This window comes from Methylorubrum pseudosasae, assembly GCF_029504475.1.
Lineage (GTDB): Bacteria > Pseudomonadota > Alphaproteobacteria > Rhizobiales > Beijerinckiaceae > Methylobacterium > Methylobacterium extorquens.
This window is the reverse complement of sequence record NZ_JAQGDU010000002.1, coordinates 3,902,319-3,921,982: the sequence shown is the minus strand read 5'-3', so window position 1 is coordinate 3,921,982 and position 19,664 is coordinate 3,902,319. Positions and strand designations below refer to the sequence as shown.

Below are 19,664 nucleotides of genomic sequence, written 5' to 3'. Positions count from 1 at the left end.
CGAGCCCGTCGCCCTCGCACCCGTCCGGATCATGATGCAGCAGGGCAAGCTGCCCGAAGAAGTCGGCGGCTGGCCTCGCCTCTGTCTCGCCCGGCCATGACCTGCCTGGATCGCAGCACGGTCCGCTCAACCCCATGAGCAGCGGTGAGGGGCGGTACGCAGCCGTTCGCGGCCGACTGGAAACCGCCGGATGTGCCCCGAAGCGTTCTTTCGGGGCGGGCCGGTGACCAAGCCATATCGGATGGTTGGGACCGTATTGTCCGGCGAACTGTCTGCCGTTGTTCGTGCAGTACGTTTAAGTAATAGATTTATTCCCGATTAAAATTTCGGCTCTGTGCAAATTTATTGCAGTATCACAGATGTGTTCTTACGCATTTGGCTTCCACTATCAGATTATATTTAAGAAATGCGCCTCTTGTTTGGGCCGTTCTCTGCAAGACAGGAGAAATTTGTTGTTTCGTGGATTAAAACCGCGTACTGGTTCTGCTTGTTGCCGTTACGCTTGTCTTCCTGCCGACGTCGGCGCTGGCTCGGCGCACGATGGATCTCCAAGGCCCCGGCGATCCCAATCGGATGTACTGCGACATCGTCGTGAAACGTCCCGGCGGAAACCCGACGCAGGACATGACCGGCTCGATCGGTCACGCAAAGAGCTATCAGAGCGGCGGCCGTCGAGCGAACCCGCTAATCTGTTATCTCCCCGGAACACGCTGAACACATCGCGATGCGACGTGCTGGGAGGGCGCGCGGCAGGTCTCCGAGAATAGATCCGATCGTGACGGATTAATTCCAGTCAAAGACCGGTCAGATGCGGCGTGCGGCTGCGCATATTCGGAATAGACGCCCCGACATAAGACGGATCCACAAAATACGAGAAGGATTCGCAATCGAACAGGGAGATGAAGCGTGACTGGAACGACATCTTTGAGAATCGCGTTCGTCGGCGTGACCTGCCTGCTCGCGTCCACGGCCGCGAACGCGATGAATCATCCGGCGCAGACCGGGACGGGCGGCGGCCCGGAGACGACGATCACAGCCCCGCATGTCGCGCCGACCGGAAGAGTCATCCCTCGCCCGCAGGTCCTGGGCTCGCCGACAAGCGGCGAGGCCGGGCAGAAGCCTGAACCTCAGTTCAAGGACAGCTTCCTCATGAAGGACATTTGTGTCGGCTGCTGAGACGGATCAGGCGAGGGCGGTATCGATCCAACAGCAGCCCTGTGAGCCGAAGAGAAGCCCGGCGCCGTCAATGGCACCGGGCTTTTCTGAGCCGGAGGGCTCCTACGGCTCCTTGAAGCCGTATTCCGGCACGCCGTCTTCGTTGCCGTAATACTTGTAGGGCAGGAACTTGCCCGAGAGGTTCATCTTCACTCGGTCGCCCTTGTTGTTGGGCTCGCGCTCCATGGTCATGTTGAAGTCGATCGCCGACATGATGCCGTCGCCGAACTCCTCCTGGATCAGCTCCTTCCACGTGGTGCCGTAGACCATCACCAGCTCGTAGAAGCGGTAGATTAGCGGATCGGTCGGCGGCATCTGCGGGATCGAGCCGCGATAGGGCGCCTCGTTCAGCATCCGCTCCTCGGCCTGGCTCAGCCCGAACAGCTCGGCGGCCTTCTTGGCCTGCGCCTTCGGCAGCTTCATCTGGCCCATGCAGGCGGCGGTGATGAGGATCGGCGAGATGCCGCCGATCTCGTCCTGGATGTACTTCCAGGTCCAACCCTTCTCGCGCTTGATGTCGAGAAGCTTCTCGGTGAGGTCTTCGCGCTTCATGCTTGTCTCCCTTCCGGCCGAGGGCCGGCTGCGATGGGGTGGCCGTTCGGATGCCTGGGGGCGCAGCGTCCGAACGGCCAGACCGTCTCGACCCGCTTGAGCGGACCTGGCGGCACTCCGATGACGGGCCCAAATCCGAGCCGCGCCATTGCGGACATCATCCGCAAGCGGTGTGCCAAGCCAATTCGGTGCTGAAAGTCATGATTTTGCAAAGATTTGCGCCCACATCGCAAATCTACGAAATTTCGCCTATGACAAGATATCGTAGAAACACTGCGAGATTTCGTCGTGTCCGCATCAGCGCTGGAAGCGCCCTCGGTTTATGGCCCCGCCTTCGATGAGAATCGCGAGGCGATGCTCGTGTTCGAGCCCCTGACAGACCGCATCGATGACGCCAACGCGGCGGCCGCCCGGTTGCTCGGCCACGACCGCGCGGCTCTGCGGGCGATGCCCGTGAGCGCCCTGCATCCCGAACAGCGGCCCGCGCTCGTGGTGTTCACCCAGGCCGTCCTCGCCGAGGGGCAATGGTGGACACAAGGCCTCACGCCGCGCCACGGTGCCGGCAAGGCGCTGCGCCTCGAATATGCCGGCTGCGTGCTTTCGGGCGAGCCGACGCGGCTCCTCGTCACCCTCTTCGATCTCGATGAGCGCGAGCGCCGCCGCATCGACCGGGAGGCCGAGGCGCACATGCGCGCCGGCCTGCCCGAATGGCAGCGCATGGAGCGCATCTTTCGCGACATCGAGCGCGGCAACCGGCTGATCCTGCGCGCGGCGGGGGAGGGGATCTACGGCGTCAACGCGGACGGGATCACCACCTTCGTCAACCCGGCCGCGGAGCGGATGCTGGGATGGGCCTCGGCCGATCTCGTCGGCAAGGACATGCACGCCACCGTCCACCATACCCACGCGGGCGGTGCGCATTACCCGCATCACGACTGTCCGATCTACGCGGCCTTCCGCGACGGGGCCGTGCATCAGGTCGATGGCGAGGTGTTCTGGCGCAAGGATGGCACCTGTTTCCCCGTCGAGTACACCTCGACGCCGATCCGCGAGGGCGGGCAATTGCTCGGCGCGGTGATCGTGTTTCGCGATGTCAGCCAGCGCCGTGAGGACGAGGACCGGTTGCGGGCCGCACTCGCCGAAGTCGATTCCCTGCGCGAGCGCCTGGAGCAGGAGAACGCCTACCTGAAGGAGGAAATTCGCGCCGAGAGCCACCATCAGGGCATCATCGGGCGTAGCCCGGTCATGGAGGCGTTGCTGCGCCAGATCGACGTGGTGGCGGGCACCGATGCCACCGTCCTCGTTACCGGCGAATCCGGCACCGGGAAGGAGTTGATTGCCCGGGCCATCCACGAGGCGAGCCGCCGCCGCGAGCGGCCGCTGATCCGCGTGAACTGCGCTGCGATCCCGCGCGACCTGTTCGAGAGCGAGTTCTTCGGCCACGCCAAGGGCGCCTTCACCGGGGCGCTGCGCGACCGGATCGGGCGGTTCGAACTCGCCGACGGTGGCACGCTGTTCCTCGACGAGGTCGGGGAGATCCCGCTCGACCTCCAGGGCAAGCTGCTGCGCGTCCTGCAAGAGCGCCAGTTCGAACGGGTCGGCGAGGAGCGCACCCGCGCGGTCGATATCCGGCTGATCGCCGCGACCAACCGCGACCTCAAGGAGGAGGTGCGCCGCGGGCGTTTTCGCGAGGATCTCTACTTCCGCCTCAACGTCTTTCCCCTGACCTCCGCGCCCCTGCGGGAGCGCCGCGAGGACGTGCCGCTGATCGCGCAGCACGTCCTGAAGGCCGCCGCGCGGCGCCTCAACCGGACGGATCTGCGCCTGACCGAGGCCGATGCCCGCCGCCTGTCCCGCTACGATTGGCCGGGCAACGTGCGCGAGTTGGAGAACGTGATCGAGCGCGCCGCGATTCTCGCCGAACGCGGGCGCCTGCGCTTCGATCTGCCGGAAACCCGCAGCACCGGCCCCGTCACGCCCGCGCCGGAGCGCCCGGTGGATCTCGGCCGGCCGCTATCCGAAGAGGAGCGCCGCGCCCGTGCTCGCAGCGAGATCGAGGCGGCGCTGTACATCAGCGGCGGAAAGGTCTTCGGTGCCGGCGGCGCGGCCGAGTTGCTCGGCCTCAAGCCGACGACGTTGCGCTCGCGGATGAAGGTGCTGGGGATCGAACCGCTCTGACGGGCGGCGATCCCTATCGAACGACCCCGGCGAGGGCGGCGCTTCGCAGAGCTGTCATTTGCGCCTGCTTAGCTATCATCCGATATGGCCCGACCCGGCCGCCCCTCGACGGGGGATCGCCGCCTGACGGAAACACGCCGTGTGTCGAGCCGAGCAATGACGTGAGAGCGGAAACGACACGCCGCCGCGCGGCCCAAACGCGCCGGCTCCTCGCGAGCGGCGTCGCGGTCCTCGCCCTGTCCGCTCCGCTCTGCCTCGCCTCGGTCCCGGCGGGCGCCCAATCGCTGCCGTCGCTCGCCTTACCCATGCCGCTCGGCCTTCCGCTGACGGGCGCAGGCGGCGACCCGCAGACCGCGATCGCGCAATCGCGGACCTCGGATCAGGTGTCGGTGACGAACGAGGGCTCGATCCAGGACGTGCTCGGCCCCTACGGCGACCCGTTCGGCCTGCGCGCTGCGCTGGCGGCGCGGGGTGTCACCTACGTCCTCACCTATATCGGCGAGGGATTTTCCAGCGCCTCCGGCGGATTGCGGCGCGGGACGACCTTCGGCGGTCGCCTCGACGCCTCGCTCGACATCGATCTCGATCAGCTCGCCGGCTGGAGCGGCGCGCGGTTTCACACCGACTTCTTCCAAATCCACGGTCACGGCCTGTCGCGGCGCTTCGTCAACAACCTCACGACGGTCAGCGGCATCGAGGCTTTGCCCTCGACGAGGCTGTTCGAGTTGTGGATCGAGCAGCGTTTCTTCGGCGACCGGCTCTCGGTGAAGATCGGCCAAGTCTCGGCCGATACGGAGTTCGCCATCGCGCAATCGGTGGTGGTGTTCATCAATGCCGGATTCGGCTGGCCGAATGTCGGCGCGGTCGTGTTGCCGAGCGGCGGGCCGATCTATCCGCTGGCCACGCCCGCCATCCGCCTGAAATACGAGCCGACCGCCGAACTCTCGCTGCAGGGCGGGCTGTTCAACGGCGACCCGGCGGGAACACCGGCCGGCGACGAGACCGATCTGGAGCGGCGCAACCGCACCGGCACGAGTTTCCGCGTCAACGATCCGGCGCTGCTGATCGGCGAGGTGGCCTATGCCTATCCCAGTCTGCCCGGTGCCGAGCGGCTGCCCGGCACCGCGACCCTGGGCGGCTGGTACCATTTCGGCCGGTTCGACAGCCCCCGCCTCGACGAGGTCCGGGGGCGACTGCTGGCCGATCCCGAGGCGAGCGGTATCGCCCGGCGCTTTCGCGGCAATGCGGGGCTCTACGCGATGCTCGACCAGACGATCTATCGCGAACCCGGCACGGTGAACGAGGGTGCCTCGGCGTTCCTGCGGGTCTCCGCCGTGCCGACGAACCGCAACCTGATCGATCTCTACGTCGATGCCGGCGTGGCCTATCGAGGCCTGTTCGAGGGCCGCCCCAACGATACGCTCGGCCTCGGAGTGATCCATTCCCGCATCAGTCCGGCCGCCCGCGCCTTCGACCGCGACCAGCGCGTTTTCGGGGCCGGACCGGGTCCGCTGCGCAGCAGCGAGACCGTGTTCGAGGCGACCTATCAAGCGGAGCTGGTGTCCGGCTTCACCCTTCAGCCGGATCTCCAATATGTCATGCGGCCCGGCGGCGGCGTGGCCGACGAGCGCGGACGCCGCCTGCGCAACGCCATGGTTCTGGGGCTGCGCGCAACCATCAACTACTGACGGACGCGCCGGCCCCGGTATCCCTTACGGCCGCGCTGGCTCGGTTCCGATCGGCTGGTAGGCGGGCCCTTCGGCGCCGTCGTCGTTGAGGGTTTCCAGGAAGGCGATGAGGTCGGCCTTCTCCTGCGCCGTCAGATGAAGCGGACGGATATCGCGGGACCGGCTCGGCCGATCGATGCCGCCGCGGTCATAGAGGTCGATCACCTCGGACAACGTCGCCAGCGAGCCGTCATGCATGTAGGGCGGACGCCGCGCGACGTTGCGCAGGGTCGGCGTCTTGAAGGCGTGGCGCAGGGCCGTCGAGGTCGGGAAGAACCGCCCCCGGCCGATCGCACCGTCCGTGGCGACGCCGATGTCGTGGAACGAGCCGTCTGTGAAGTTCCAGCCGGAATGGCAGGCGGCGCAGTTGGCTCTGTCGTTGAACAGATCGAAGCCGCGCTTGGCGGCTGAACCGAGCGCGCGTGCATCACCCTCGACCCAGCGGTCGAAGGGTGCGCGACCGGAGACGATCAGGCGCTGGAACGTCGCGAGTGCCTGTTCGATCCGCTCCTGAGTGATCGGCCCACCGTTCGGGGTCGGTCCAGGGAACGCATCAGCGAAGGCGACGACATATTTCGGATCCGCCGAGAGGCGACGGACCATCTCCTCGGGCGGCATGTTCATGTTGCCCGGCGCGGTCAGCGGCGTGCGGGCCACCGCTTCGAGTCCGCGGAACTTCCCATCCCAACCGTAGATCGTTTCGGTCCAGGCGACGTTGAGCAGCGTCGGCGTCCGGAAATCCATGAAGCCGCCGTCGCTGCGCGGGGCACGCGGCGTCGTGTCGGTCCAATCCTGCCCTGGGACGTGACAGGTGGCGCAGGTGCGGTCGCTGTCCCGTGAGAGAGCAGGCTCGAAGAACAGCGCGCGGCCGAGTTCGGCCTTTGCGGCCCGATACGGGTTGTCGTCGGGGAAGGGAATCTCGGCCGGACGGCGGTATTCAGCGAGCACAGCCGAACGATCGGGCTCGCCGTTCGTCGCGATCGCCAAGCTTCCCATCAGGATCGTTAGGAGGGCTGCGACGCCCCCCACGAATTTCCAAGCCATTCGAACCTCGACAGGTTTGACCTTCGGGGCTTTGGCTTTAATTTCAGTTAAGGCATTGGCTTAATATTGGCGTGAATGGCGCCTGCCTGCTTAGATCCTGAGATGATGAGGATCGATAGCCAGTCAAACATCTCGGCCTCATACAACCATAAGACGAGATGAGCTTCTTTACTTCACGGAGACCGCGAGCTTCATTTTCGGATGGATGCCGCACAGGATCGTGAACTGCCCTGGCTTCGGGAAGAAGACGACGGTTTTGCTTCCCGGAATCTGCTCTCCGGTGTCGAAGCTGAAGTCAGGATTTTCGAGATAGGCGTGATGGACGAGTTCACCGTCGTCGTTCACGATCGCCAGGCCTTCGCCGGCCCGCAGGGAGATCGCCCCCGGGGCGAAGGACCGGCCCTTCTGCGTCACGCGGTGGGACGCTGTATCGCCCGCCAGCGCAAGCGCCGTTCCGGATGCGATGAGGGATGTGAGCAACAGGACTGAACCTGTACGCCGCGGCGTGGGCGCAGTTCTCATCCGGCACGCATCCATCATGCCCGTCTCCTCTACTTCGAGGACGCCCCCGCGCACTCGTTCGTTTCAGATGAGCATCCATGAAGTTGCGTTCGCCTTAACGGCATCACCGAATTCGAGGGATACACTACCGAAATCGCTGACGTCGCAGATTACCTTAACGATTGTCGGACATGCTGGCTGCGAGAAGCGAGCGTTTGCCCGATGAGTCTTCCACGCCGACCCTTTGGCTTTTCGCTCGGGCGCACCGCCGTCGGGGCCGTGCTGCGCGGTGGTCGCACGATTCGCGGCCGCATCTTCCTCGCCTTCCTGATGCTGAGCGCGATCACGGCGGCACTCGGCGGGTACGCCGCCTTCGGCATCATGACGACGGGTGCACTGGTCGACAAAACCTACGATCGCTCTCTGATGGCGATCAATTACGCCCGGGCTGCCGCGACCGACCTCGCGATGCTCCAGGCTGCGGTGGCCCGGGCCCGCCTCGCAGGCGATAGCGCCGAGCGGCGCACGCTCGAAGCGCGGATCGAGGCGCTGACGCAGTCGTTCGAGGAAGATCTAGAGATCGCAGCGGACCGGGCCCAGTCGGAGCGTGCGACGCGGGAGGCCGCCGCCGCTAAGGACGCCGTCGCACATTGGCTCGCCGCACGGAGGGAGTTCGGCCCCGATCAACAGACGTCGGATGTCTGGCAGGCGCTCGATGCCCACGCGGCGGTGGCCGAGCAGCATATCGACCTGCTGATCAACTTCACCGCCGGGGACGGCTTCTCCTATCGGCAGACGGCCCGCGCGGATGTAGCCCGCGACGTGCGGCTCAGCATCTTCGCGACCTCGCTCGCGATCGTTCTCTCGGGCATCGTCGCCTTGCTCCTGTTGCGGCAGATCGTTCGGCCGGTGGCCGACGCCTCGACGGTCGCGAGCCGCATCGCCGCCGGCGAGTTGACCGTGCGCGTGCCCGAGGGCGGGGACGACGAGTTCGGCGCTTTGCTTCGCGCCATGGCAGTCATGCGCGATAACATCGCGGCGATGATGCAGGAGGAGGTCGCGCAGCGCCGCTCCGCCCAAGGTCTGCTCGCCGACGCGGTGCAGGGGTCGATCGAAGGCATCGTCGTCGTCGATGCCGCGGGCCGCATCGTGCTCGCGAACGCGCGGGCGGCCGCTTTGCTCGGGATCGATCAGGCCGAGCCCGGCCATCGCCCGCTCTCCGACGCGCGCGGTTCGGCCGTCGCCGATGCCCTGCTCGCCATGCCCGGCCACGCCACCCTGACCGCCGAGACGCACACCGCCGACGGGCGCTGGTTGCGCATCAGCCGCAGTCCCACACGCGAGGGCGGCTTCGTTGCCGTCTGCAGTGACGTCTCCCTGCTGAAGGAGCAGGAGGATCAGCTCAAGCGCAGCAATGCACAGCTCGACGCGGCTCTCAGCAACATGCTCCAGGGGCTCTGCCTTTACGACGCGGAGGGCGGCCTTCTCGTCTACAATCGCCGCTTCTGCGACATGTTCGGCGTCGATGCCGCCGCGTTGCGGCCCGGCATGAGCATCCGCGACGTCGCCCGTCTCGTCGAAGCCTCGTCCGATAACGGTCGCGCGATCGATCTCCTCGTCGAACAGGAGGCCTTGCTCCAACGTGGGTTGAGCGCCTCGCTCTGTTGCCCGATCCGGACGGATTGCATCGTCGCGCTCAAGCAGCAGCCGACGGCGGAGGGTGGTTGGATCGCCACCTACGAGGATGTCACCCAGCGCTACGAGGCGGAAGCGCGGATCATCACCATGGCGCGCAAGGACGCGCTGACGGGGCTCGCCAACCGCATGGTGTTCGGCGAGCGCCTGGAAGAGGCCGCCGCGCGTCTCGACGAAGGGGCCGGTGCCGGGTTCGCCACGCTCTGCCTCGATCTCGACCGGTTCAAGGAAGTCAACGATACGCTCGGCCATCCCATCGGCGACGGGCTGCTGCGCAGCGTTGCGGAACGGCTGCAAGGCTGTCTGCGCGACACCGATCTCGTGGCGCGTCTCGGCGGCGACGAGTTCGCCATCGTCCAAGCCGGCGTCCAGGCCGGCACGCATGCGCGGCGGGATGCAAGCGCCCTGGCCAAGCGCCTGATCGCGGCCTTCCAGCAGCCCTTCCTGCTCGACGGGCACACCGTGACGGTCGGGCTCAGCATCGGCATCTCGCTCGCACCGGAACACGGAACGAGCCCGGAGAAGCTGCTGAAGAGCGCCGATCTCGCGCTCTACCCGCGCCAAGGCGACCGGACGGGGCTGCTGGGCGTTCTTCGACGAGGAAATGGACGTCGAACTGCGCAAGCGCCGGGCTCTCGAAAGCGATCTCAAGAAGGCTGTCGGCAACGGCGAGTTCGAGCTCGTGTTCCAGCCGATCGTCAAGCTCGACCGGCAGCGCATCGCCAGTTGCGAGGCGCTGCTGCGCTGGCGCCATCCCGAGCGCGGCTATGTCTCTCCCGCGGATTTCATTCCCCTGGCGGAGGAGACGGGCACCATCGGCGAGATCGGCGAATGGGTGCTGCGGAAGGCTTGCAGCGAGGCCGCGACTTGGCCCTCGAACATCCGCGTCGCCGTTAATGTCTCCGCCGCGCAATTCAAGAACGCGGCGGTCGTCCGGGCGGTGATGGATGCGCTCGCCGCGAGCGGGTTGCCGGCGCACCGGCTGGAACTGGAAATCACCGAGTCGGTCCTGCTCAACGACAGCGTGACGACGCTGGCGACGCTCCACACCTTGAAGCGCCTCGGTGTGCGGGTGGCGATGGACGATTTCGGCACTGGCTTCTCGTCGTTGAGCTACCTGCAGAGCTTCCCCTTCGACAAGATCAAGATCGACCAGTCCTTCGTGCGTAACCTCGCCGCGCCGGGCAACTCGCGCCTGATCGTGCGCTCCGTGGTCGGCCTCGGCCGCAGCCTCGGCATCACGACCACGGCGGAGGGCATCGAGACCGAGGCGCAACTCGAGCAGCTTCGGCTCGAAGGATGCGACGAGGGTCAGGGCTACCTGTTCAGCCGCCCCGTCCCCTCGGCCACGATCCGTGAATTGGTCACGGCACTCGGCCGCAACGCGGCCTGACCGGCGACGCGACCGGTCGCGGGTCCCGTCGACCTCACGAGGCTATAGGCCACCTCATTGCGATTATGCATTGTGCTATATCAGCACAACATATGAGTGTGACACGATCGGCGCGAGTTTCCGCTGAACAAAGCGCGGAGTTGGCGATTTCCCCGACACAAAAGCCGAAGCGCAGCCAGTCGAAAGACTTGGCCGTGTACGGCTGTGTGATCTGTGTGCCGAGGAAGTTAGCCGATGTACTATTTCGACAAGAAGCTTCAATACCCGGTGCGGGTCGATAGCCCGGATCCGATCTATGCCCGGATGCTACAGCAGGCGATCGGTGGCGTCGAAGGCGAGATCCGCGTCTGTATGCAGTACTTCTTCCAGGCCTGGGGCAATCGCGCGCCCAACACCAAGTACCGTGACATGCTGCTCCACACCGCGACGGAGGAGATCGGCCATATCGAGATGCTGGCAACAGCCGTCGCAATGAATCTCGAAAACGCACCGACCAAGGTTCAGGAAGCCGGGGCGGCCGACGCCATCGTCGGCGCCGTGATGGGTGGCGAAAACCCGCGCCACATCGCCGAGGGGATGCTGCACAAGCACCTGCTCTCCTCAGGCATGGCCGCCTTCCCCGGCAATTCCGACGGCGTGCCGTTCGACATGAACCACATCTATGCCAGCGGAAACATCGCTGCCGACATGTATTGCAACGTCGCCGCCGAGGCGACCGGCCGGACCTTGGCGGTGCGCCTGTCCAACGCGACCAACGATCCCGGCATGAAGGACATGTGGAGTTTCCTCATCGCCCGCGACACGATGCACCAGCAGCAATGGCTCGCGGTCATCGAGGAGCTTGGCGGCACCGAGGGAGCCCTGCCGATCCCGAATAGCTTCCCGCAATCGGAAGAGAACCAGAAGTTCAACTACAGCTTCTTCGCCACAAATCGCGACGGTGCTCCGCCGCCGGAAGGCCGGTGGACGGCCGGCCCCTCGATCGACGGCAAGGGCAATTTCAGCGTGTTCCAGAACGAGCCCATGGGTCAGGAGCCCGTGCTCGGCCCCGCTCGCCCCGATAGCGGCGCCGAGACGCAACAGATCGGCTGACCCATCGCCCGGCTGCCTCTGCGGCCGGGCGATCTTTTTGCGCTTCACCCCGCACCCTTCGAACAGGAGACGCCGACGATGGCCCTCGACACGCGCGAAATCTATGTCACCGCACTCAAGAACACCCACGCTCTCGAAATGCAGGCCCTGCAGATCATGGAGCGTCAGGTGGAACGGCTCACCCGCTACCCTGAGATGGAGGAGGCTCTGCGCCGCCACATCGAGGAGACGCACGGCCAGCGCACGCGCCTGGAGGAGGCTCTCCAATCGCTCGGCGACAGCCCCTCGGCGATCAAGGAAGGCATCCTCGGCTTCGTCGGCAACATGATGGCGCTGGGTCACACGCCGGCACAGGACGAGATCCTGAAGAACACCTACGCCAACCACGCTTTCGAGAACTTCGAGATCGCAGCCTACGAATCGTTGCTGACCATCGGCGAGGCGGCCGGGCAGGGCGGTAGCCTGACGGGCTTCCGCCAATCCCTGCAGGAGGAAGAGGCGATGGCGCGCCGGGTGCGTGAACTGATCGGCCCGACGACGAAGCGTTACGTCGATCTCACCATCGCGGGCGAGAAGGCGGACCGCTGATTCGCAGGCGAACTCGACATTCGCATCGTCGAGCGACACGACATCGCGCATCGGGCCGAACGTTTCCGGCCCGATGCGCGACTCTCACGGGTCCAGAATCCGTGCGAAATCGAACAGTTGGGACACGCTCGCAGCGAGGCGAGCTGAAGCGCGTGTCCCAGCCGTTCCGCGCCAACAGCGCACCGAACCGTCAGGGCTGCGTTGCGAGCCAGATGACATGGCGGGGACCGCTCGAACCGCTGGCCGGCCGGCGAACCTCCTCGACGGTGAAACCAAGCCGCTGAAGCCGCGCCTTGAACTTCCGGTCCGGCGTCCCTGACCAGACCCCGAGCGTGCCGCCGGGCTTGAGCGCCCATTGCGCTCGCTTCAGGCCCCACTCGTCGTAGAGCCGGTTGTTGGCGCGCCGCAGCAGACCCTCCGGGCCGTTATCCACATCCAAGAGGATCGCATCCCACCCGGCGGCTTCGGACTGGATCAGGCGCGTCACGTCCGTCTCGCGCAGCTCGACGCGTGGATCGTCAAGGCAGCCAGCGAAGATGGAAGCGAGCGGTCCCCGTGCCCAGGCGGCCACCGCCGGTACGAGTTCGGCGACGACGATGCGCGCGTCCGGTCCCAACTCCCGCAAAGCGGCGCGAAGGGTGAAGCCCATGCCGAGACCGCCGATCAGGATGCGCGGCGCCGGCCGGCCCGTCAGCCGGGCGCAGGTCAGCGAGGCCAGCGCCTCCTCCGAGGTGCCACGCGTGCTGTTCATCAATTCGATGTTGCCGACGACGATGGAGAATTCACCGCCGCGCTGCATCAAGGCGAGGCTCTTACCGCCGCCGGGCACGTCGCTGGTTTCGAGGTGCACCCACTCGTTCATCGCTGCCTTTCCCGGCCGGGCGCCGGGTGCGACCCCGCATGCGTCCGTCGCCATTGCTCTTTCCGCTGAAGGCCGCCTATCAGCGGGCATGTCTAAACGCACCAAATCTCTGCCGCAGCAGCGCGGCTTCGTTCTCTTCGACGTTGTCTTTGAGGACGGCACACGCGCCTCGAACCGGCGTGTCCCGATGGAAATCCTCGGCGGGCTCGACGGCGACGAGCCGGCGCGTCAACTCATCGCCGAGCAGGAAGCGGAAATCGCGCAGAAGGCTGGCCGGGCACCGCGCGAAATCCAGCAGCTCACGCGCTCGCCGATCGCGAAGCCGGTGATCGCCACCTGATGCTATGGCGCTGCCCCTGCGCGCTGGCTCGTAGCGGCAGGGGAAGCCTGGCTTGTCTCGCAAGAGGATCCGACCGGCTCGCAAGCGCCGGCCGATCGGTCGGGCCCAAACGAAGAAGGGGCTGGCTCAGCGCCAACCCCTTCCCAACCATACCAAATTCGATGGTACCACCGCCCCGGCTCGAACGGGGGACCCCTAGATCCACAATCTAGTGCTCTAACCAACTGAGCTACGGCGGCACGTGAGGGGGGACTTATCCCGAGGCTCGCGGCATTTCAAGCGTCTTGAATGTGCCTCTTCGCGGTTCGCACCATCGATCCACCGATGCTAGACGGCGGGCGCATGGCCGCTATGGCCTGCGATCCGGACCCAGCCTCCGCGAGTGCGATGAGCCCGTCTCCGTCTCCGCCCACCACCGCCCCGCTCGTCCAGGCACCGGTGCGGCTTCGGGCCTGGGTGCGGGGGAACGAGATCGCCCTGGTGGGGCTCGCGGCTGTCACGGGATGTGTCGGGGGGCTCGTTGTCGTCGCCATGAGCGGCGCCAGCCAATTCCTGCGCGAGATCCTCTATCGGCTTCCCGCGGGCCAGCGCCTCAGCAGCCTGACGGATCTTCCGACCGAGGGGCTGATGGGGGCCCCGTTCCTGGCTCCGGCGCTCGGCGGCGCGATCCTCGGCCTGCTGCTCCTGATCGCGACGAGGGGGCGCGGCAAGGCCAAGCGCGCATTGGTCGATCCAATCGAGGCCAATGCCCTGCACGGCGGGCGGATGTCGCTGCGCGGCTCCCTCGACGTGGCGGCACAGAACGTCGTCTCGAACGGCTGCGGCGCCTCGGTTGGGCTAGAGGCGGGCTACACCCAGGTCGCGTCGGGGATCGCCTCGCGGCTGGGCATCGCCTTCGAGATGCGGCGTTCGGATCTGCGCACCCTGGTCGGCTGCGGCTCGGCGGCCGCCATTGCCGCCGCGTTCGGCTCGCCGCTGACCGGCGCCTTCTACGCATTCGAACTCATCATCGGCACCTACACCATCGCGACGCTCGCCCCCGTCGTCGTTGCGGCCCTGTGCGGCAGCCTCGTGGCGCGGGCGCTCGCGCCCCAGCCGGCCTTGGTCGATGTCGGCGCTCTGGCGCTGGCCAAGAACACGGCTTTGGGGGCGGGCGACACGCTTCCCTGCCTCGCCCTTGGCCTCGTCTGCGCCGGCCTCGCCGTGCTGCTGATGCGGGGCGTAACGCTGGTGGAGCACGGCTTTCGCGCCTCGCGCCTGCCCGCGCCACTGCGGCCCGTCCTCGGTGGTCTGTGCGTCGGTGGGCTCGCGCTCGGGACGACCCCCCAGGTGCTCTCGGCCGGGCATGGCGCACTCCACATCACCCTCGCACCCGAGGCGGCGGCGGGGCTCGGTGCGCTTGCCGGCCTCATCGTCGCCAAAGCGGCAGCCTCCGCGATGTCGATCGGATCGGGCTTCCGCGGCGGCCTGTTCTTCGCCTCGTTGTTCCTCGGCGCGCTGGTCGGCCGGCTGTTCGCCGGGCTGGCGCCGCTGGTCTGGCCCGGCTTCGAGGGGTTCGGCCTCGCGCCGGTCGGCTATGCCGTAATCGGCATGAGCGCCTTCGCCGTCGCCATCGTCGGCGGCCCGCTCACCATGACCTTCCTCGCTCTTGAGATGACGGGCAGCTTCCCCGTGACCGGGCTCGTGCTCGCCTCCGTGATTGCCTCCTCGCTCACGGTGCGGAAGACCTTCGGCTACTCCTTCGCCACATGGCGCTTCCACCTGCGCGGCGAAAGCATCCGCAGCGCCCACGATGTCGGCTGGATGCGCTCCCTGACGGTCGGGCGGATGATGCGCAAGGACATCCGGCCGGTACCCCTCGACACGCCGATGGTGACATTCTTGCGCGCGCATCCCCTCGGCTCGCCGTCGCGCGTGGTGGTGGTGGACGCGCACGATCGGTATGCCGGGATCGTCCTCGTGCCGGAGGCCCATGCGCGTGCGGCCGAGAATGGTGGCGAGACGCCGCACCTCGCCGATGTCGTGCGTTACCCGGGATCGTTTCTGCTCGCCGACATGACCGTCAAACAGGCCGCCGAAGCGTTCGATGAGGCCGAGAGCGAAGAACTCGCCGTGCTCAGCGATCGGCAAAGCCGCCGCGTGATCGGGTTGCTGACCGAAAGCCACACGCTGAAGCGCTACAGCGAAGAGCTGGACCGGCAACGACGCGCCATGCTCGGTGAAGCGGCTTGACCGACGCGCCCGTGCTATGGATCGCGGCATGACCCTGCGCGCCCTCTTCGCCGGCCTTGCCCTCGTTTTCGCCCTCGGCACGGCGGCGCAGGCGGATTCCTGCGATGGGCTGACTGTGCGGTTGATTCGGGGAACGGGCGTCGCCCTGGCCGGACGTAGCGGCGCCACCGTCGTGTTCCGCGCCGCCGACGCCGACCGGATGAGCCTCGATTGCGACACGCCGCGGCGGCTCGCGTTCCGTTCGAATCTCCGCGAGCCGCCGCGCGGGTTCTTCGTGCTGATCGGGCTCGCCGCGCGGACCCTGGCCGGAGCATCGGCCGATTCCGTCGAGACGCTTGCCCAGCGCCTGCATCAGGACAGCCTGCTCACCGGTGCGCCGCAGATCGGCCGCGTCGGCGGCGCGGTGGTCCGCTGCGATCCCGGCGACCGGCCGGACGGCTTCGGTGTCGGCAGCTTGTGCCGCCTGGCGGCGGACCGGCCCCGCCGCGGTCTTTCCCGCGCGGCCTCGCCGGGCTAGAGCGGGCGCCATGCCCGAGACCGCACAGACTTCCGGTTCCGTCGTCCAGACCGGCGGCGTCGCCTTCGCCAACCATCTGCCGCTGGCGCTGATCGCCGGCCCGTGCCAGCTCGAAGGGCGAAATCACGCCCTCGAAATCGCTGCCGCTCTCAAGGAGATGGCGGCCAAGCTCGGCATCGGCCTCGTGTTCAAGTCGTCCTTCGACAAGGCCAACCGGACCTCCGGCCGTACCGCCCGGGGCGTCGGCCTCGATGAAGCGCTTCCGGTCTTCGCCGAGATCCGCGAGAGCCTCGGGCTTCCCGTGCTCACCGACGTGCACGAGGCCGAGCATTGTGCGCGGGCGGCGCAAGCCGTCGACATCCTGCAGATCCCGGCCTTCCTCTGCCGCCAGACCGACCTCCTGCTCGCCGCCGCCGCCACCGGGCGGGCGGTCAACGTCAAGAAGGGGCAGTTCCTCGCACCCTGGGATATGGCCCATGTCGCGGCCAAGGTGACCGAGGCCGGCAACCCCAACGTCATCGTCACCGAGCGCGGCGCCTCCTTCGGCTACAACACGCTCGTCTCCGACATGCGCTCGCTGCCGATCATGGCCCGCGTCACCGGCGGCGCACCGGTGGTGTTCGACGCGACGCACTCGGTGCAGCAGCCGGGCGGGCAGGGCGCCACCTCCGGCGGGCAGAGGGAGTTCGTCGCGGTGCTCGCCCGCGCCGCGGTGGCGGTCGGCGTGGCGGGCGTGTTCATCGAGACCCATCCCGATCCCGACCGCGCGCCCTCCGACGGGCCGAACATGGTGGCCTTGACCGATCTGCCCGCTTTGATCGAGACCCTCATGGCGTTCGACCGTCTCGCCAAGGCGTAAGGCCGGCGCGAGCGCACCGGCTTCAGATTCCATTCAGGCAACCTGGGCGATATTCGACTGCAATCGAGAACAACGCGGCTCCGCGTGAGGCTTCGATCCTGATCGAAGCCCGCGGGAACTTCCGGCAAAGCTCGGGTGTTTGACCGCAAAGATGCTTCTGGATTGGAAAGGACGCTATGCGTAAGCTTGCCCTTGTGACCGCCGCCCTGATCTCCGTCGGCACGCTCACCGCCACATCCGCCGATGCGCGCCCCTACGGCCGCGGCTACGGCCACCATTACGGTCATTATCATGGCGGCGGCTACGGCCCGCGCGCCTATTACGGCGGTCGCCGCCGTGGCATCGGCACCGGCGCGGCCGTGGGCCTCGGCATTGCTGGTCTCGCAGCCGGCGCGATCGCTGCTGGCGCGGCGCGCGACGCCTATGCACGCGACAGCTACTACGGCCGTCCGGCCTACGGCGGTGGCTACTACGACTACGGCTACTGAGGCCTGAGCCTCATCCGATGCGACGAGGCGGCCGGGCAACCGGCCGCCTTTTTCGTGCGCGAGCATGCCTGAGATCGCGCGAGAAGCCGCAGCGAACGAGAATCAAAAGAGACGCCGGGATTGCACTCCCGCCGGCGACGCCTATACGGCCATCGATCACCTCGCGCCGCTTCTGCGGGACAAGCTCGACGTCTCAGAGCGCGATGATCTGCAGCGGATGCCGGAAGGTCGCCGTCATCCATGGCGGGCCGACCGAGGCCCAGGAGCGCTTCATCGCGCGCACCGTCCGCGTGCTGGCCGAGCAGCACTGACAGCGGAGGCGCGGTGGCTCAGCCCCGGCCGCGATAGGGCGCGACACCCTGGTCCGGCAGCCAGACCGATTTCAGGGGCTCACCCGTCTGCCAGAACACGTCGATCGGAATGCCGCCGCGCGGATACCAGTAGCCGCCGATGCGCAGCCAGCGCGGTTCGAGCAATGCGACGAGCCGCCGCCCGATGCCGACGGTGCAATCCTCGTGGAAGGCGCCGTGGTTGCGGAAAGCGCCGAGGTAGAGTTTCAGCGATTTCGACTCCACGAGCCAGCGATCCGGCACGTAGTCGATGACGAGCGTCGCGAAATCCGGCTGGCCCGTCACCGGGCAGAGCGAGGTGAATTCCGGCGCGGTGAAGCGGGCGAGGTAGTCGGTGTCGGCATGAGGGTTGGGCACGCGGTCGAGCTGCGCAGCCTCGGGCGAGGCCGGCAGCGGCGTCTGCTGTCCGAGTTGCTTGGCGTGGGTCTCGATCGAATCCATGGGGGCCTATACCCGGCAACACCCGTTGCGCCTATGGCGCCGGGAGAATGCCAGGGATTCTCCCCGATCAACCGATCTGGACCAAGGACTGGTCCCGGAAACCGTGCCGGCCAAAAAAATTGTTGCGCCGGACGGATTTTGTGAAATCTGTTTGACCCTTGGAGCCGGCCGGGTGCTTGCCCGTATCCCGAGGTTGGCGGATAAGCCCGCAACGCAGAGCGTCGCAGGACGCGCGGGCCTCGACGGCATCCGCGAGACGACCCCGCCGCGACGCGCCGCCAAGGAGCGCTCATGACCGCGATCACCAATATCGCCGCCCGCGAGATTCTCGACAGCCGTGGCAACCCCACCGTCGAGGTCGATGTCCTTCTGGAGGACGGCTCTTTCGGCCGCGCCGCCGTCCCCTCCGGCGCCTCCACCGGTGCCCACGAGGCGGTCGAGCTGCGGGACGGCGACAAGAGCCGCTACAACGGCAAGGGCGTGCTCAAGGCCGTCGATGCGGTGCAGAGCGAAATTCTCGACGCGATCGGCGGCATGGATGCCGAGGATCAGGTCGCGGTCGATGAAGCGATGATCGCGCTCGACGGCACCCCCAACAAGGCACGGCTCGGCGCCAACGCCATCCTCGGCGTCTCGCTCGCGGTGGCCAAGGCGGCGGCCGAGACCGCCGGCTTGCCGCTCTACCGCTATGTCGGCGGCGTGCAGGGCCGGGTGCTCCCGGTGCCGATGATGAACATCGTCAATGGCGGGGCCCACGCCGACAACCCGATCGACTTCCAGGAATTCATGGTGATGCCGGTCGGCGCCACCTCGCTTTCCGACGCGGTGCGGATGGGCGCCGAGATCTTCCACACCCTCAAGAGCGCCCTGAAGAAGGCCGGCCACAACACGAATGTCGGCGATGAGGGCGGCTTCGCCCCGAACCTGCCGTCCGCCGAGGCCGCGCTCGATTTCGTCATGGAATCGATCAACGCCGCCGGGTTCAAGCCCGGCAGCGACGTTGTGCTGGCGCTCGACTGCGCCGCGACCGAGTTCTTCAAGGACGGCGCCTACCGCTACGAGGGCGAGGGCCAGACCCGCTCGATCGAGCAACAGGTCGATTACCTCGCCAAGCTGACCGAGGCCTATCCGATTCTCTCCATCGAGGACGGCATGTCCGAGGATGATTGGGAGGGCTGGAAGCTCCTCACCGACCGGATCGGCAGCCGCGTGCAGCTCGTCGGCGACGACCTGTTCGTCACCAATGTCGAGCGGCTCGCCCGCGGCATCGAGACGGGGACGGCCAACTCGATTCTCGTGAAGGTCAACCAGATCGGCTCGCTCACCGAGACCCTGGCCGCCGTCGATATGGCCCAGCGCGCCGGCTACACCGCGGTGATGTCGCACCGCTCCGGCGAGACCGAGGATTCGACCATCGCCGACCTCGCGGTCGCGACGAATTGCGGGCAGATCAAGACCGGCTCGCTCGCCCGCTCGGACAGACTGGCCAAGTACAACCAGCTCATCCGCATCGAGGAGGGCCTCGGCGCCCAGGCGCTCTACGCCGGCCGCAGCGCGATCCGCCAGCTCGCCGGGCGCTGATAGCACCTG

17 protein-coding genes, 1 tRNA gene and 2 pseudogenes are annotated in these 19,664 nt (G+C 67.0%); 14 read left to right on the top strand and 6 right to left on the bottom strand.

The annotated features are described in order from the left end of the window. Nucleotides 1–452: 452 nt before the first annotated feature. Both M2437_RS19520 and M2437_RS19515 read left to right on the top strand, forming a co-directional pair. Nucleotides 453–714, top strand: a pseudogene (locus M2437_RS19520) (hypothetical protein). A 210-nt stretch (nt 715–924) separates the two neighbouring features. After that, entirely contained in the window at nt 925–1,176 is a 252-nt protein-coding gene (locus M2437_RS19515) for a hypothetical protein (RefSeq protein ID WP_253388424.1), read from the top strand. A 102-nt stretch (nt 1,177–1,278) separates the two neighbouring features. Here M2437_RS19515 and cynS read toward each other — a convergent pair whose 3' ends face one another. Further along, complete coding sequence (gene cynS / locus M2437_RS19510; RefSeq protein WP_004446477.1) at nt 1,279–1,767, bottom strand: cyanase; 489 nt, start codon at nt 1,765–1,767, stop codon at nt 1,279–1,281. 288 nt (nt 1,768–2,055) lie between these two features. Between cynS and M2437_RS19505 the strand changes: the two genes are divergently transcribed. Together M2437_RS19505 and M2437_RS19500 are read left to right on the top strand one after the other, a co-directional pair. Further along, nucleotides 2,056–3,945 (top strand): sigma 54-interacting transcriptional regulator, encoded by a 1,890-nt coding sequence (locus M2437_RS19505; protein WP_253388423.1) that lies wholly within the window; start codon nt 2,056–2,058, stop codon nt 3,943–3,945. A 161-nt stretch (nt 3,946–4,106) separates the two neighbouring features. Further along, on the top strand, nt 4,107–5,633 hold the full coding sequence (locus M2437_RS19500; RefSeq protein WP_253388422.1) for a carbohydrate porin: 1,527 nt from the start codon (nt 4,107–4,109) through the stop codon (nt 5,631–5,633). 24 nt (nt 5,634–5,657) lie between these two features. Here the strand turns inward: M2437_RS19500 and M2437_RS19495 are convergent, their stop codons facing one another. Together M2437_RS19495 and M2437_RS19490 are read right to left on the bottom strand one after the other, a co-directional pair. Beyond that, on the bottom strand, nt 5,658–6,716 hold the full coding sequence (locus M2437_RS19495) for a cytochrome-c peroxidase (RefSeq protein ID WP_253388421.1): 1,059 nt from the start codon (nt 6,714–6,716) through the stop codon (nt 5,658–5,660). A gap of 168 nt (nt 6,717–6,884) precedes the next feature. Further along, nucleotides 6,885–7,256: a cupredoxin domain-containing protein gene (locus M2437_RS19490; protein WP_004446483.1), complete on the bottom strand. Its 372-nt coding sequence runs from the start codon at nt 7,254–7,256 to the stop codon at nt 6,885–6,887. A gap of 183 nt (nt 7,257–7,439) precedes the next feature. On the opposite strand from M2437_RS19490, the pseudogene M2437_RS19485 reads away from it, so the two are divergent. From M2437_RS19485 to M2437_RS19475, 3 genes and pseudogenes are all read left to right on the top strand, one after another. Further along, nucleotides 7,440–10,305 (top strand): annotated as a pseudogene (locus M2437_RS19485) (EAL domain-containing protein). A gap of 234 nt (nt 10,306–10,539) precedes the next feature. Continuing rightward, on the top strand, nt 10,540–11,397 hold the full coding sequence (locus M2437_RS19480; RefSeq protein ID WP_012254135.1) for a manganese catalase family protein: 858 nt from the start codon (nt 10,540–10,542) through the stop codon (nt 11,395–11,397). Nucleotides 11,398–11,475: 78 nt separating this feature from the next. Then, a complete protein-coding gene (locus M2437_RS19475) occupies nt 11,476–11,985 on the top strand; it encodes a ferritin-like domain-containing protein (RefSeq protein ID WP_004446487.1) in 510 nt (169 codons plus the stop codon). Nucleotides 11,986–12,175: 190 nt separating this feature from the next. Here M2437_RS19475 and M2437_RS19470 read toward each other — a convergent pair whose 3' ends face one another. Then, on the bottom strand, nt 12,176–12,847 hold the full coding sequence (locus M2437_RS19470; protein ID WP_056152773.1) for a spermidine synthase: 672 nt from the start codon (nt 12,845–12,847) through the stop codon (nt 12,176–12,178). An 88-nt stretch (nt 12,848–12,935) separates the two neighbouring features. On the opposite strand from M2437_RS19470, the gene M2437_RS19465 reads away from it, so the two are divergent. Beyond that, on the top strand, nt 12,936–13,187 hold the full coding sequence (locus M2437_RS19465; protein ID WP_004446489.1) for a hypothetical protein: 252 nt from the start codon (nt 12,936–12,938) through the stop codon (nt 13,185–13,187). Between the two features lie 162 nt (nt 13,188–13,349). Here the strand turns inward: M2437_RS19465 and M2437_RS19460 are convergent. Then, nucleotides 13,350–13,426 (bottom strand) — tRNA-His (locus M2437_RS19460). 148 nt (nt 13,427–13,574) lie between these two features. On the opposite strand from M2437_RS19460, the gene M2437_RS19455 reads away from it, so the two are divergent. From M2437_RS19455 to M2437_RS19440, 4 genes are all read left to right on the top strand, one after another. After that, nucleotides 13,575–15,419, top strand: coding sequence for a chloride channel protein (locus M2437_RS19455; protein ID WP_253388419.1), 1,845 nt, complete (start codon nt 13,575–13,577; stop codon nt 15,417–15,419). Nucleotides 15,420–15,447: 28 nt separating this feature from the next. Next, a complete protein-coding gene (locus M2437_RS19450; RefSeq protein ID WP_253388418.1) occupies nt 15,448–15,936 on the top strand; it encodes a hypothetical protein in 489 nt (162 codons plus the stop codon). 10 nt (nt 15,937–15,946) lie between these two features. Further along, a complete protein-coding gene (kdsA, locus tag M2437_RS19445; RefSeq protein ID WP_253388417.1) occupies nt 15,947–16,795 on the top strand; it encodes a 3-deoxy-8-phosphooctulonate synthase in 849 nt (282 codons plus the stop codon). A gap of 176 nt (nt 16,796–16,971) precedes the next feature. Beyond that, nucleotides 16,972–17,283 (top strand): hypothetical protein, encoded by a 312-nt coding sequence (locus M2437_RS19440; protein ID WP_003597468.1) that lies wholly within the window; start codon nt 16,972–16,974, stop codon nt 17,281–17,283. Nucleotides 17,284–17,612: 329 nt separating this feature from the next. On the opposite strand, the gene queF is transcribed toward M2437_RS19440, so the two are convergent. Continuing rightward, nucleotides 17,613–18,074, bottom strand: a complete 462-nt coding sequence (gene queF / locus M2437_RS19435; protein ID WP_012254142.1) for a preQ(1) synthase — start codon at nt 18,072–18,074, stop codon at nt 17,613–17,615. Between queF and M2437_RS19430 the strand changes: the two genes are divergently transcribed. Both M2437_RS19430 and eno read left to right on the top strand, forming a co-directional pair. Continuing rightward, nucleotides 18,073–18,369: a hypothetical protein gene (locus M2437_RS19430; protein ID WP_253388416.1), complete on the top strand. Its 297-nt coding sequence runs from the start codon at nt 18,073–18,075 to the stop codon at nt 18,367–18,369. The two genes, queF and M2437_RS19430, sit on opposite strands and share 2 nt — an antisense overlap. After that, nucleotides 18,366–19,655: a phosphopyruvate hydratase gene (eno, locus tag M2437_RS19425; RefSeq protein WP_003597464.1), complete on the top strand. Its 1,290-nt coding sequence runs from the start codon at nt 18,366–18,368 to the stop codon at nt 19,653–19,655. The genes M2437_RS19430 and eno overlap by 4 nt, the downstream gene beginning before the upstream one ends. Nucleotides 19,656–19,664: the final 9 nt, after the last annotated feature.

Excerpts from the sequence above, each read along its gene's own strand:
- M2437_RS19470 (WP_056152773.1), bottom strand. The coding sequence starts at position 12,847 with ATGAACGAGTGGGTGCACCTCGAAACCAGCGACGTGCCCGGCGGCGGT.
- M2437_RS19440 (WP_003597468.1), top strand. The coding sequence starts at position 16,972 with ATGCGTAAGCTTGCCCTTGTGACCGCCGCCCTGATCTCCGTCGGCACG.
- M2437_RS19490 (WP_004446483.1), bottom strand. The coding sequence starts at position 7,256 with ATGATGGATGCGTGCCGGATGAGAACTGCGCCCACGCCGCGGCGTACA.
- M2437_RS19450 (WP_253388418.1), top strand. The coding sequence starts at position 15,448 with ATGACCCTGCGCGCCCTCTTCGCCGGCCTTGCCCTCGTTTTCGCCCTC.
- cynS (WP_004446477.1), bottom strand. The coding sequence starts at position 1,767 with ATGAAGCGCGAAGACCTCACCGAGAAGCTTCTCGACATCAAGCGCGAG.
- M2437_RS19495 (WP_253388421.1), bottom strand. The coding sequence starts at position 6,716 with ATGGCTTGGAAATTCGTGGGGGGCGTCGCAGCCCTCCTAACGATCCTG.
- M2437_RS19480 (WP_012254135.1), top strand. The coding sequence starts at position 10,540 with ATGTACTATTTCGACAAGAAGCTTCAATACCCGGTGCGGGTCGATAGC.
- M2437_RS19455 (WP_253388419.1), top strand. The coding sequence starts at position 13,575 with ATGAGCCCGTCTCCGTCTCCGCCCACCACCGCCCCGCTCGTCCAGGCA.
- queF (WP_012254142.1), bottom strand. The coding sequence starts at position 18,074 with ATGGATTCGATCGAGACCCACGCCAAGCAACTCGGACAGCAGACGCCG.
- M2437_RS19430 (WP_253388416.1), top strand. The coding sequence starts at position 18,073 with ATGGGGGCCTATACCCGGCAACACCCGTTGCGCCTATGGCGCCGGGAG.
- M2437_RS19475 (WP_004446487.1), top strand. The coding sequence starts at position 11,476 with ATGGCCCTCGACACGCGCGAAATCTATGTCACCGCACTCAAGAACACC.
- eno (WP_003597464.1), top strand. The coding sequence starts at position 18,366 with ATGACCGCGATCACCAATATCGCCGCCCGCGAGATTCTCGACAGCCGT.
- M2437_RS19465 (WP_004446489.1), top strand. The coding sequence starts at position 12,936 with ATGTCTAAACGCACCAAATCTCTGCCGCAGCAGCGCGGCTTCGTTCTC.
- kdsA (WP_253388417.1), top strand. The coding sequence starts at position 15,947 with ATGCCCGAGACCGCACAGACTTCCGGTTCCGTCGTCCAGACCGGCGGC.